This is a genomic window from Rhizobium sp. NZLR1b (assembly GCF_019685155.1).
Lineage (GTDB): Bacteria > Pseudomonadota > Alphaproteobacteria > Rhizobiales > Rhizobiaceae > Rhizobium.
Genome location: NZ_JABDWC010000031.1, coordinates 1 through 12,343 on the forward strand (window position 1 = coordinate 1; position 12,343 = coordinate 12,343).

11 protein-coding genes and 1 pseudogene are annotated in these 12,343 nt (G+C 61.5%); 4 read left to right on the forward strand and 8 right to left on the reverse strand.

The genetic code is table 11. The features are described from left to right. Positions 1-101: pseudogene (locus HJB84_RS29675) on the forward strand (IS110 family transposase); the annotation flags it as partial. A gap of 171 nt (positions 102-272) precedes the next feature. Here HJB84_RS29675 and sbmA read toward each other — a convergent pair. Both sbmA and HJB84_RS29685 read right to left on the reverse strand, forming a co-directional pair. Next, positions 273-1,538 (reverse strand): peptide antibiotic transporter SbmA, encoded by a 1,266-nt coding sequence (gene sbmA / locus HJB84_RS29680; RefSeq protein WP_221117659.1) that lies wholly within the window; start codon positions 1,536-1,538, stop codon positions 273-275. Between the two features lie 122 nt (positions 1,539-1,660). Next, the gene (locus tag HJB84_RS29685; RefSeq protein WP_221117660.1) at positions 1,661-2,845 is read right to left on the reverse strand and encodes a YbfB/YjiJ family MFS transporter; all 1,185 of its coding nucleotides are present in this window, start codon (positions 2,843-2,845) and stop codon (positions 1,661-1,663) included. A 168-nt stretch (positions 2,846-3,013) separates the two neighbouring features. Between HJB84_RS29685 and HJB84_RS29690 the strand changes: the two genes are divergently transcribed. Continuing rightward, positions 3,014-3,589: a PadR family transcriptional regulator gene (locus HJB84_RS29690; RefSeq protein WP_221117661.1), complete on the forward strand. Its 576-nt coding sequence runs from the start codon at positions 3,014-3,016 to the stop codon at positions 3,587-3,589. A 264-nt stretch (positions 3,590-3,853) separates the two neighbouring features. Here the strand turns inward: HJB84_RS29690 and map are convergent, their stop codons facing one another. The 6 genes from map to glpK all read right to left on the reverse strand — a co-directional run bounded on the left by map (position 3,854) and on the right by glpK (position 9,804). After that, the gene (map, locus tag HJB84_RS29695; protein ID WP_221117662.1) at positions 3,854-4,612 is read right to left on the reverse strand and encodes a type I methionyl aminopeptidase; all 759 of its coding nucleotides are present in this window, start codon (positions 4,610-4,612) and stop codon (positions 3,854-3,856) included. Between the two features lie 39 nt (positions 4,613-4,651). Next, positions 4,652-5,713, reverse strand: a complete 1,062-nt coding sequence (locus HJB84_RS29700; RefSeq protein WP_221117663.1) for an LLM class flavin-dependent oxidoreductase — start codon at positions 5,711-5,713, stop codon at positions 4,652-4,654. A gap of 246 nt (positions 5,714-5,959) precedes the next feature. Beyond that, positions 5,960-6,427 (reverse strand): SRPBCC family protein, encoded by a 468-nt coding sequence (locus tag HJB84_RS29705; RefSeq protein WP_221117664.1) that lies wholly within the window; start codon positions 6,425-6,427, stop codon positions 5,960-5,962. A gap of 94 nt (positions 6,428-6,521) precedes the next feature. Continuing rightward, positions 6,522-7,781 (reverse strand): RNA polymerase sigma factor, encoded by a 1,260-nt coding sequence (locus HJB84_RS29710; protein ID WP_207581367.1) that lies wholly within the window; start codon positions 7,779-7,781, stop codon positions 6,522-6,524. Continuing rightward, the gene (locus HJB84_RS29715) at positions 7,778-8,152 is read right to left on the reverse strand and encodes a YciI family protein (RefSeq protein ID WP_207581368.1); all 375 of its coding nucleotides are present in this window, start codon (positions 8,150-8,152) and stop codon (positions 7,778-7,780) included. The genes HJB84_RS29710 and HJB84_RS29715 overlap by 4 nt, the downstream gene beginning before the upstream one ends. Positions 8,153-8,310: 158 nt before the next feature. After that, on the reverse strand, positions 8,311-9,804 hold the full coding sequence (glpK, locus tag HJB84_RS29720) for a glycerol kinase GlpK (protein WP_221117665.1): 1,494 nt from the start codon (positions 9,802-9,804) through the stop codon (positions 8,311-8,313). Positions 9,805-10,063: 259 nt separating this feature from the next. On the opposite strand from glpK, the gene HJB84_RS29725 reads away from it, so the two are divergent. Together HJB84_RS29725 and xdhA are read left to right on the forward strand one after the other, a co-directional pair. Beyond that, the gene (locus tag HJB84_RS29725; RefSeq protein WP_207581370.1) at positions 10,064-10,840 is read left to right on the forward strand and encodes a 3-hydroxybutyrate dehydrogenase; all 777 of its coding nucleotides are present in this window, start codon (positions 10,064-10,066) and stop codon (positions 10,838-10,840) included. A 28-nt stretch (positions 10,841-10,868) separates the two neighbouring features. Beyond that, positions 10,869-12,335: a xanthine dehydrogenase small subunit gene (xdhA, locus tag HJB84_RS29730; RefSeq protein ID WP_221117666.1), complete on the forward strand. Its 1,467-nt coding sequence runs from the start codon at positions 10,869-10,871 to the stop codon at positions 12,333-12,335. Positions 12,336-12,343 lie beyond the last annotated feature (8 nt).

Here is a 12,343-nt window from a genome sequence, read left to right on the forward strand (position 1 = left end):
CCGGCAAGCCCAAGATCGTCGCAACCGTCGCAACTATGCGCAAGCTGCTCACCATCCTCAATGCCATCATCAGGGACGGACGACCATGGCAAAACGCTTGACAAATAAGACAGTCGCTCTCCCCGCTGGGGAGAAGAGACAAGCCACGGCGCCTCGACTCCCCTTCTCCCCAGCGGGGAGAAGGTGCCCGTAGGGCGGATGAGGGGGCTGCACGGTACACCGACTATTCTCAGCCACCGCCCACCCTTCCCCATCCAGGCAAGCCCAACACATCAGCCGTCGGCGTGCACGATACCGGCTTCTCGCTCCAAATAGTGCTGGTCGATGGCGGGCAGCGGCTCGTCATCGATAGCGGCTTCGAAGGCACGAAGACGCTTATAGATGGAAAGCAGCTCGATAATCGTCGTCCAAGAACTGACAAGGTACTGAAATGATCCGCGAACCTGATCGAAAACGTTCGTGATCTGCGTCATCAATCCCAGTGTCAGCTTCCCTGCAACGATCGATGGAACAAGCACTACGAAACTGAAGATATTATCGGCTTGGGAATAGAATATTCGCGCCACATTAAAGTACATATAGTGGAAATATATACGAAAATAGTTTCTCCGGACGTTGGCGAATAGCTCGGCAATAGTCGGCGGCGCTGCACGATCTGCATGATCCTCGCCGTAAACAAGTTCTTTGCGATAGCTGGCCTCTACTCGCTGATTCAGGAACTGTAGTCCCGGAAGTTTTATACCGACAATTGCCAGAAATATCGTTCCGAACAGCGACCAGAAAATCGCAGCCCAGACAAGCGCGTGTGGCACGTTGCCGATCAATGGCAGTTCTGTGATGTTCGCACCCAAACGGAAAAGCACGGGGAGGAACGCGATCAAAGTCATGATCGAACCCACGAAACTCACCCCAAGGCTCTCGATAGTTTGTGAGAAGCGCATCGTGTCGTCCTGAACGCGCTGAGAGGCACCTTCCACGTGCCGGAGCTTCGGCCAGTGCGCCATATAGTAATCGTTCATTGCTGTTCTCCAACGGAAGACCCAATGGCTCACGAAGAACGCATTAAACACACCAACCGTAATCGCCACGAATGCGATACCGGCAAAAACTACCATACTTCCATAAAACTCGGATGCCGGAACAGAACCCACATTGGTCAGCGCTTTCTGCACCAAATCATAAAAGGGACCATACCAGGCGTTCACCGCCACGCTGACCTGCACGGAAAAATACGTATCGAATATGATCAGCGCGGTCCCCAAAATGGACCAATACTGCCAACGATGTGGGCTATACCAGAACCAAAATATCGCAAATGGAGCCACGACGGCGGCATAATAAATATAAAACCACAGAAACGGCGCCGACCAGAACACCGGTAAGCCAATCGGCGCTTCCTGCCCTTGCGAAAGGGGAGGCAATCCGATCAAAGCCCCTGCCTGCTCGCCGCCAAAATACCATAGCAGGACGGCAGCCAGACACCAGATCATGACCGATATGAAGAAAGCCTTTGGCTTTGGAAAAAACGATAGAAACACTAGGGGGCGCTTTCCTGAACTGGAATTTCGGTAGCATCAACAAATGCTGATTTTGCCGGAAACTAAGGCAGTTCGAAGGAAGCAGCAATGGGTTCGGCCGATTGTTACGCAGATGTAACCGGTTAAGCGATTTTCCTGATAACCGGCATCACCAGCCCCGCGCAGGCGATGAGGGCGATTGCGGCAATCACCGTCGGCACGGTGAAGCTGCCTGAGCGTTCGGCGATCCAGCCGGCAACGACCGGCCCGACGATCTGGCCGACCCCGAAGGCGGCGGTCATCATCGCGAGAATCCGCCGCGGGCTGTCGGGGGAAAGTTTGCGGCCGATCTGCAAGCCGTAAGCGGTGATCGCCAGGAACGTCGCTCCGAACAGCGCCCCGCCGATCAGCGGTGCGGCAGAGGGCGGCAGCGCCACGGTTGCGAGCACGCCGGCGGCTTCGACCAGAAGCGCTGCGACATAGACGCCGCCGAGCCCGAGCGGCTTGACCAGCGGCTTCCAGGCAAACAGCGCCACCGCTGCGGTCAAGCCGGCAATGAACCAGCAGAGGAATTCGACGAAGGGTCCCGTTGCCGAAAGGCGCGCGATGGTGACGAGGAAGGTCGCGGTGATGACGTAGCCGAAGCCGAACAGGCCGTAGGACAGCGTGACCAGCACCATCGGCCGGCTCCAGACAAGGGCCGGCTCCTTACCCGTGCGCGCCAATTGCGCCGGCGCCGACGGCAAGAGCAGGAAGACGACGACGAGGCTTGCCGCGCAGTAGAGCGCCCCGCCGATCCAGTCGGCGCGCCAACTGTCCGGCCCGTCGTGAAAGCCGAGACCGATCAGCAGCACCATCACCGAGGAAAGTGCGATCCCTGCCCCCGGCCCGCCGAAATGCGCCGCCTGCACATGGTCGTTGCCGGCGGCAGCCCCGTGGCTGAGTACGATCGACGAGGTGAAGACCATCGCGAAGGCGCTGGCGAGGCCGGCGAGGAACCGGATGACGGCAAAGACCGCGACGGAATTTGTGGCGGCCATGGCTGCAAGCAGGATCGCGGTCGCCAGCAGCGCCAGCAGCGCCACTATCCGCTCCCGCCCCGCCGCCCAGCCATAGGCCGCAAGCACGGCGCCGACGAGATAACCGACGAAATTCGCCGAAGCGATAAAACCGGCATCCGCCGCCGAAAGCGGCACGCCGCTCATCATGCCGGGCAGGATCGGCGTGTAGGAAAAGCGCCCGAAGCCCATGGCCGCCGCCATCGCAACGGCGCCGGCAGCGGCGGTGGAAACAAGGTTCGGCGGGGAGTGACGGACGCGCTCGAGCATGCAGCGCTTATCGCGCCGCGGCATCGGCGCCGCAATTCAGTAATTCTGATCGATCGATCAATTTCCGGAAACCTCAAAAAAAAATCGGCTTCCCTTGAAAGGAATTATCGTAAGATATATGTTTTACGACATAGCTAACGATACATCCAACGATGAAAGGAAAAAGCCATGAGAGGTTTTAAAGGCGGCATGTTCGGCGACGCGTTCCGCATGGGCCGCAAATTCGCCGCCGGCGATCTGCAGCTGGTCATCCTGGCGCTGCTCGCCGAGCAGCCGCGCCACGGCTATGAATTGATAAAGCTGCTGGAGGAACGTTCCGGCGGCTTCTACGTGCCGAGCCCCGGCGTCATCTATCCCGCCCTCACCTATCTCGAGGAAACCGGCCTTGCCGAGGTCGAGGCCGAGGGCGCCAAGAAGCTCTATCGCATCACCGAGGCCGGCCGCCGCCGCGTCGAGGAAAACCGCGATATGATCCTGCACACCCTCGCCAAGCTTGAGCGCATCGGCGAGAAGATGGCCTATGTGAAGCGGGTGTTCGAAACCGACCGCCACGGCGCCGACGATGGCGATGACGGCGATTTCATGCAGGACGGCGGCGACATCCGCGCCGCCCGCATGCTGCTGCGCTCGGCCCTGCGCATGCGTTATCCCTGGTCGAAACCCGAGGCCGCACGGATTGCGGGAATATTGGAACGCGCCGCCACCGAGATCCTGCAGGGCAGCAAGCCGGAAACGCGGGGGTGAGGATGAAAGGCTGGTGCCGATGTACGGCGCGTTCGAGGATACCGCGCCGACACTTAAGAGAGCCTCATCCTGAGGTGCCCCGCAGGGGCCTCGAAGGACGGGGCGGGGCTCGGCCCGTCCGATGAATGCAAGGAGCAGCGTTGCGGCGTGCTTCGAGGCTCCGCCCTGTGGGCTGCACACCTCAGCATGAGGGCCGTTGGAGGATGCCGCACGAAGGAAGAAAGCTCTCCGGTCAAGCGACGAGAACGCAATGCCAGCTACGCCCTACCCCCGCGCATCCGGCAAGGTCAGAACCACCGGTCCGTTGCGCGTCGCGACCACCGTGTGTTCATATTGCACGGTCGGCGCCTTGGGATCGGCATAGAGCGTCCACGCATCGTCGCCGCCTTCGGCCCATGTCGCGCCGAGCGACAGGAAGGGCTCGACGGTGAAGACCAGGCCGTCCGTCATCATGCGTTTTTCCGAAGGGTCCGGCCAGGTCGAGAGCTCGGCCGGCTCCTCGTGCAGAGAGCGGCCGACGCCATGGCTCGCCAGATTGGCGACCAGGGTGTAGCGGTTCTTCTGCGCGAACGCGCCGACGGCGGTGCCGATCTTTGCGAGCGGCTCGCCCGATTTCACCTGGTTGAGGCCGGCCCAGAGCGCCCGCTTGCCGTCGCGGCAGAGCCGCTCGATCTTTTGCTTGACGGGCGGCATCGCGAAGGAGGCACCGGTATCGGCGAAGAAGCCGTCCTTCTCGGCCGAAACGTCGATATTGATGAGGTCGCCGGCGCGGATGACGCGTGGGCCGGGAATGCCATGGGCGATTTCCTCATTAATGCTGATGCAGGTGGCGCCGGGAAACTGGTAGCAGAACTCCGGCGCCGAGCGCGCGCCCGAATCCTCGAGTACCTTGCGGCCGATCCGGTCGAGTTCCAGCGTCGTCATGCCGGGCTCCATCGTCGCCGCCATCACCTGGATGGCGTTGGCGCAGATGCGGCCGATCTCCTTGAGCTTCGCCAGTTCGTCGTCGTTTGCGATAACCATTCGTCTGTTCCGGCCTTGCGCAGAACGGCCACGGCCGCCTCAAGCTGTGGCTTTCGCCCCTTCGCCGCTTTCAGTCAACGCCTTTCTGACGATCGGCGCGACTTTCGTCCCGTAGAGCTCGATGCCGCGCATGATCTGCGCATGCGGCATCAGCCCGATCGCCATCTGCAGCAGGAAGCGGTCGTTTTTGAAGAGTGCATGATGGGCGATGATCTTTTCCGCGACCGCCTCGGCATCGCCGACGAAGAGCGCCCCGCTCGGCCCGCGCGACATGTCGAACTGCGCCCGGCTCGTCGCCCCCCAGCCGCGCTCGCGCCCGATGCGGTTCATCACTTCGGCCTGCGGCCCGTAAAACTGGTCGGCCGCAGCCTGCGTCGTATCGGCGACGAAGCCATGAACGTTGATGCTGGTCTTCAGCTTTGCCTGGTCCTGCCCTGCCCGGCGCGCCGCCTCGCGATAGAGATCGAGGAGCGGCGCAAAACGGCGCGGCTCGCCGCCGATGATCGCCAGCGCTACCGGCAAGCCGAGCGCGCCGGCGCGCGCCACCGACTGCGGCGTGCCACCGACCGCGACCCAGAGCGGCAGCCGATCCTGCAACGGCCTGGGATAGACACCGCGCCCGTTAATCGCAGCGCGAAGCTCGCCCTTCCACTCCACCACTTCGCTATCGCGCAACGCCAGCAGCAGATCGAGCTTCTCTTCGAAAAGCTGGTCGTAGTCCTCGAGGTTGTAGCCGAATAGCGGGAAGGACTCGATGAAGGAGCCGCGCCCCGCCATGATCTCGGCCCGGCCGTTGGAAATCAGATCGAGCGTCGAAAACTGCTGGAAGACGCGCACCGGATCATCGGAAGAAAGCACGGTGACCGCACTTGTCAGCCGGATATTCCTCGTCCTGACGGCCGCCGCCGCCAGCACGACCGCGGGAGCCGACGCCGCGTAATCCGGCCGATGATGTTCGCCGAGTCCGAAGACGTCGAGCCCCACCTGATCGGCAAGCTCGACCTCCTCGATCAGATGCTTAAGCCGCTCGGCCCCTTCCGCGCCCTTGCTGCGGGACGGGTTGGGATTGACGTCGGCGAATGTATAAAGGCCCAGTTCCATTGTCGGCATCCTGTTGAATTCTGCCCGGAGATAAGGATCGCCGAGACGGAGCGCAAATACAAACTCTGGAACGGAATGTTCGAAAAATTCGATAGTGGCATGATGTCTTTGCCCTGCTTCGGCAGACATCAAGGGACAGAACCCACCCACAAATTCGAATCTGAATTCAACGACTTCGAAGCCACGGCGGAATCATTTTCCAAGCTGCTTCATGCCGCGCTTGAGTAGCGCCAACGCCCGCGCCGTTCACATCTTCGCCAACAGCTCCGCCAGTTGCTCAGCAGCCTTGCCCCATCCCTCGTGGAAGCCCATCTTCTCGTGCGTTTCCTTATCCTCGGCGCGCCAATGCAGCGCCTTCGCCGTATATTTCGTGCGCCCATTGCCGAGATCTTCGAGCAGGATGACGCCGGTGAAGAAAGGTTTCTCGGCAGGCACCCAGGCGCTGGTATAGGCATCGGTGAAGACGATCTTCTCGTTCTCGACGATCTCGAGATAGACGCCACGGTTCGGATACTGATTGCCCTCGGGATCTTGCATGACGATGACACTGGACCCGCCGGGGCGGACGTCGAGCGTCGCTTCCGCCACACCCCAGGGGCGCGGCACGAACCACTGTTTCATGAGGTCGGGATCGGTCCATGCCTTGTAGATCTTCTCGCGCGGCGCGTCGAATTCGCGAACGAGGACGAGTTCATGTTGCGTGCTGGCGGTCATTCGGCATCTCTCCAATTGAATGAAACCTGCTTCCCAGGTTGTAGCAAGGACGTATCGAAGTTTGCCTTTCCGACAGCGTGCCGATTTTTCCTGATTATTTTGCGGTCGGCTGCGTCGCCTCTTCCTGCATCTTGTCGATCTGCCGGCGGATATGAGCCGCTTCAGCCGCCGAATGGGCAAGCGCAATGGCGCGGTCGAAGGCTTCGCGCGCCTGGCAGGTCAAGCCAAGCTGCTTCAGCAGCCCGCCGCGCAGGCCGTGATAGTAGAAATAGCCGCCGAGTTTTTCGCCAAGCGGATCGATGAGATCGAGCGCATCCTGCGGTCCGCGCAGTTTGGAAACCACGACAGCGCGATTGAGCGTCACGACAGGAGACGGCTGGAGACGCTCCAGCGCGCGGTAGAGCAGATCGATCTCCACCCAGTCGGTATCCCCGGCACGTTTTGCCCGAGAATGGATCGCGGCGATGGCCGCCTGTAGCTGATAGGGGCCGGGTTGGCGGTGTCGCAGCGCCTTGTCGAGCAGCGCCAAAGCCTCGTTGATGAGGGGCTGGTTCCAGCGCGCGCGGTCCTGATCTTCGAGCAGCACGATCTCGTCCTCGGCGCTGAAGCGCGCCGGGCGGCGCGAGATCTGCAGAAGCATCAGTGCAAGCAGCCCCATCAACTCCGGTTCGGACGGGAAGATATACAGCATCAGGCGTGCCAACCGGATCGCCTCGTCGCTGAAGGCCGCAGCCTCATGCTTCGGGTCGGCCTGGCTATAGCCCTCGTTGAAGATGAGATAGATCATCGTGCTGACGATCGACAGCCGTTCGGCCCTTTCCCCAGGGCTTGGCGTTTCGAAAGGCACGCCGGCCTTCGCCACCCGTGCCTTGGCCCGGGTGATGCGCTGCTCCATGGCGCTTTCCGACACCAGGAAGGCACGGGCGATCTGCGGCACCGAAAGCCCGGAGACGATGCGCAGCGCCAGCGCGATCTGCTGGGTCGCCGGCAGATCCGGATGGCAGCAGATGAACAGCAGCCGCAGGATATCGTCGCGATAGTGGGAATCGTCCAGTCGCTCGGCGATGTCGCTTTCGGCATCCTCGGTATCGGAGATGACGTCCTCATCCGGCAAGGCCTGGAGCTTCGTCCGCTTACGCACCGCATCGATCCCGCTGTTTCGGCCGACGAAGATGAGCCAGGCCGCGGGATCACGCGGCGGCCCTTTCTCCGGCCATGTCCGGATCGCCCTCAGGCATGCCTCTTGAAACGCCTCTTCCGCAGTATCGAGAGTACGGAAATAGCGCAGCAGGGCGCCAAGGGCTTTCGGGCGGGCCGAGGCAAGTGCAAGGTCGATCCAGGCAATATCGGTCATGATGAAGCATCTCCCGGCCTGAAGACGTAGAAAGGCCGAATTTCGTAAGAGGTGGAACCTGGATTGACCGACGAAAGCTGTTTCGAGAAGGCGATCGCCTCATCGAGCGTTTCGAAGTCGACCACGTAGAAGCCGAGAAGCGCCTCTTTCGTTTCTGCAAATGGGCCGTCGATGACCAAAGCCTCGTCCTTGCCCTTGCGCACCGTCGTCGCCGCCGTCGTCGGCATCAACCTGCCGACGGGGCCGAGCTTGCCGGCTGCGGCAAGCGGCTCCTGCACGGCATAGAGCTTCTCCATGACGGCAGCCTCCTCCTCCTTGGTCCAGGCAAAGACGGTTTCCTCATGGGCGTAACAAAGGATTGCATAAAGCATCGGGTCACTCCTCTTTCCGAATGACGAAGGAGTAACCGCTTAGCCGACAGGCCGCATCAAAATTATTGGGGGAAATTCGTGATCTTGCATAGCACGGCGATGCCGCAGCTGGGCATTTTGCCGGAGCGAACGAAGCTATATTGCGGCGCTGATTGCCCTCACCCTTCGCTCAGCGTTCGCTTGACCGCATTCTTCCAACCCTTGAGCTTTGCCGCCCGTACCTTCTCCTCCATGGCGGGTTCGAATCGCCGGTCCCGCTTCCACGTCGCCGAAAAGCCGTCTCTGTCCGGCCACACCCCTGCCCGGCTGCCGGCAAGCCACGCGGCACCCAGCGCCGTCGTCTCCAGGATCACCGGGCGGTCGACCGGGGCATCGAGCAGGTCGGCAAGACGCTGCATTGTCCAGTCGGAGGCGACCATGCCGCCGTCGACGCGCAGCACGGTGTCGTCGCCGCCGTTCTTCCAGTCCTTCTGCATGGCATCGAGCAGGTCGCGGGTCTGGTAACAGACCGCTTCGAGCGCTGCCCGCGAGAGTTCCGCCGGACCGCTGTTGCGCGTCAGTCCGAAGATCGCGCCACGCGCATTGGCATCCCAATGCGGCGCGCCAAGCCCGGTGAAGGCGGGCACGAGATAGACCTCCTGGGTCGGATCGGCTCGTTCGGCAAGCCCGTTGGTCTCGGCGGCGCTGCCGATGATGCGAAGCCCGTCACGCAGCCATTGCACCGCCGCGCCAGCGATGAAGATCGACCCCTCAAGCGCATAGGTCGTCTGGCCGTTCAGGCGATAGGCGATGGTGGTCAGCAGCCGGTTTTTCGAGCGCACCATATCGGCGCCGGTGTTAAGCAGCGCGAAACAGCCGGTGCCGTAGGTCGATTTCAGCATGCCCGGCTGAAAACACGCCTGGCCGATGGTGGCCGCCTGCTGGTCGCCGGCAACACCGAGGATAGGGATTGCAGCACCGAAGATCGCGGGATCGACCGTGCCGAAATCGGCGGCACAATCCTTGACCTCCGGCAGCATGGCGGCGGGCACCCTCAGAATATCGAGCAGATCCTCGTCCCACGCGTTTTCAGCAATGTTGAACATCAGCGTGCGCGAGGCGTTGGTGGCATCGGTGACGAAACTCTTGCCATTAGTCAGCCGCCAGATCAGGAAGGTGTCGATCGTGCCGAAGCAGAGGTCGCCCCTTGCAGCACGGGCCCGTGCGCCCTTCACATTGGCGAGCATCCAGGAAAGCTTGGTGCCGGAAAAATAGGGATCGAGGATCAGGCCGGTCTTCTTCGTGAAAAGCCGCTCCAGATCCTGTCGTTTCAGATTGTCGCAATAGCTTGCCGTGCGCCGGTCCTGCCAGACAATGGCATTCTGGATCGGCCGGCCAGTCTCGCGCTCCCAGACGACGACAGTCTCGCGCTGGTTGGTAATGCCGAGCGCCGAAATATCCTTGGCGGTAATCCCCGCATCGCGCAGTGCCATATTGACGGTGGAGACAACCGAATCCCAGATTTCCTCAGGATCGTGCTCGACCCAGCCGGAGCGCGGATAGATCTGGGTGAATTCCTTCTGGCCCTTGCCGGCGACATGCATGTCGCCATCGAAGACGATCGCCCGCGTCGATGTCGTTCCCTGATCGATCGCCAGTACAAATCCACCCATGAAAATCCCCCCGCTAAAGCAATTCCAGCAAAAGTGTGCAGCGGTTTTGCGTCCGGAATTGCGTGAAAAAAGAGATAGAGCATTTCCGTGATTCGAAGAAAAACGGAAATGCTCCGGCATATGATTATCGTGACAAATCAATAGGACACGGATGCGGGCGAGAAAAGCGAATAAAGCGGAATTGCCAGCCCGCCGGCTTTGGGCATAACCTCGCCACTAACGTTGCAACGCAGCATCGCGCCTTTCACGGGAGAACAGCATGAGCAGAACAGTCGTCGTCACCGGGTCCACCAGCGGCATCGGCCTTGCGATCGCCACTGCATTCGCCGACACGGGCGACAACGTCGTCATCAACGGTTTCGGAAAGACTGATGAAATCAAGGCGATCGTCGAGCGGCTTGAATCATTGTCTAAAGGCCGGGCGCTCTATCATCCGGCCGACATGACCAAGCCCGCCGAGATCGCCGACCTGATTGAAACGGCGGCGAAGTCCTTCGGCACCGTCGATATCCTCGTCAACAATGCCGGCATTCAGCATGTTGAGAAGATCGAGGATTTCCCGATCGACAAATGGGACCAGATCATCGCCATCAACCTGTCGAGTTCCTTTCACACCATGCGCGCCGCCATCCCGCTCATGAAGGCGAAAAAACACGGCCGCATCATCAACATCGCCTCGGCCCACGGCCTGGTCGCCTCTCCCTTCAAATCCGCCTATGTCGCGGCAAAACATGGTATATTGGGCCTCACCAAAACCGCGGCACTGGAGCTTGCCGAATTCGGCGTGACGGTGAACGCCATCTGCCCCGGTTACGTGCTGACGCCGCTCGTCGAAAAGCAGATACCGGATACCGCCAAGGCCCGCGGCATGACCGAGGAACAGGTGAAGAGCGAGGTCATCCTCAAGGCGCAGCCGACCCGTGAATTCGTCAAGGCCGAGGAAATCGGTGCGCTGTCGCTTTACCTCGCCAGCGACGCCGCCCGCCAAGTGACCGGAACGCACATCTCGATTGACGGTGGCTGGACGGCGGCTTAACCATTTGGAAAAAACAACCGGGAATATCATGAACGACAGCATCCGCTTCATCCTGAATGGCCAGGACATCGCACTCACCGATGTCGGGCCGACCGAGACGCTTCTCGATTTTCTGCGGGTGAGGCAACGGCTGACGGGCACCAAGGAAGGATGCGCCGAAGGCGATTGCGGCGCCTGCACCGTGCTCGTCGGGCGGCTCGCGGACGGCAAGCTCGCCTATGAATCGGTCAATGCCTGCATCCGTTTCTTAGGTTCGCTGCATGCCACACACGTGGTGACCGTCGAGCATCTGGCCGGCCGGGACGGCGCACTGCACCCGGTGCAGCAGGCGCTGGTCGACTGCCACGGCTCGCAATGCGGCTTCTGCACCCCGGGCTTTGTCATGTCGCTCTATGGTCTGTGGTTGACGAAGGAAAAGCCTGGCCGCCAGGAAATCGAAAAGGCCTTGCAAGGCAATCTCTGTCGCTGCACCGGCTACGAGCCGATCGTCAAGGCTGCCGAGCAGGTGAGCCTGATGCGGCCGAGCGCGCTCTTCGACCCGCTGGAGCGGACACGTTCGGAAATCGTCGCGCGGCTCTGGGCCATGCAGGCGAGCGGCACCATCAGGATTACCAGTGGCGAAGACCGGCTGATCGTGCCTGCTTCCATCCAGGCGCTGGCCGAAGTCCTCTCGCAGGAGCCCGACGCGATCGTCGTCGCCGGCGCGACCGATGTCGGCCTCTGGGTGACGAAGCAGATGCGACGGCTGAACCCGGTCGTCTTCATCAATCATCTGAGCGAATTGCAGTCGGTCACGGAAGGCGAGGACGGCGTCACCATCGGCGCCGGCGTTAGCTACAGCAGGGCCTTCGCGGCGATTTCCAAGAAAATCCCGGCGCTTGGGCGGCTGATCGACCGCATCGGCGGCGAGCAGGTGCGCAACATGGGGACGATCGGCGGCAATATCGCCAACGGCTCGCCGATCGGTGACAGCCCGCCGCCGCTGATCGCGCTCGGCGCGACGCTGACGCTGCGGTCGCTGCAAGGCCAGCGCAGAATGCCGCTCGAGGATTTCTTCATCGGCTATGGCAAACAGGACCGCGAGCCGGGCGAATTCGTCGAGAGCATCTTCGTGCCCTATCCCGCCGATACGAGCCATTTTGCTGCCTACAAGATCACCAAGCGCCGCGACGAGGATATCACCGCCGTGCTCGGCGCCTTCTTGCTGACGCTCGACGAGGCCGAGATGATCACCGAGATCCGCATCGCCTTCGGCGGCATGGCGGCAACACCGAAACGCGCCAGCACGGTCGAGGCCGCGCTGATCGGTAAACCCTGGACCGAGGCGACCATCGAGGCCGCCCGCCCCGCCTTCGACACCGACTACCAACCGTTGACCGACTGGCGCGCCACGGCAGAATACCGCCAGCTGACGGCAAAGAACCTGCTGACGCGGTTCTACCTGGAAACGGTGGGCGCGCCGGCTGAGCTGAAGCGGTTCGAGGAGGTGGCGTGATGGATACA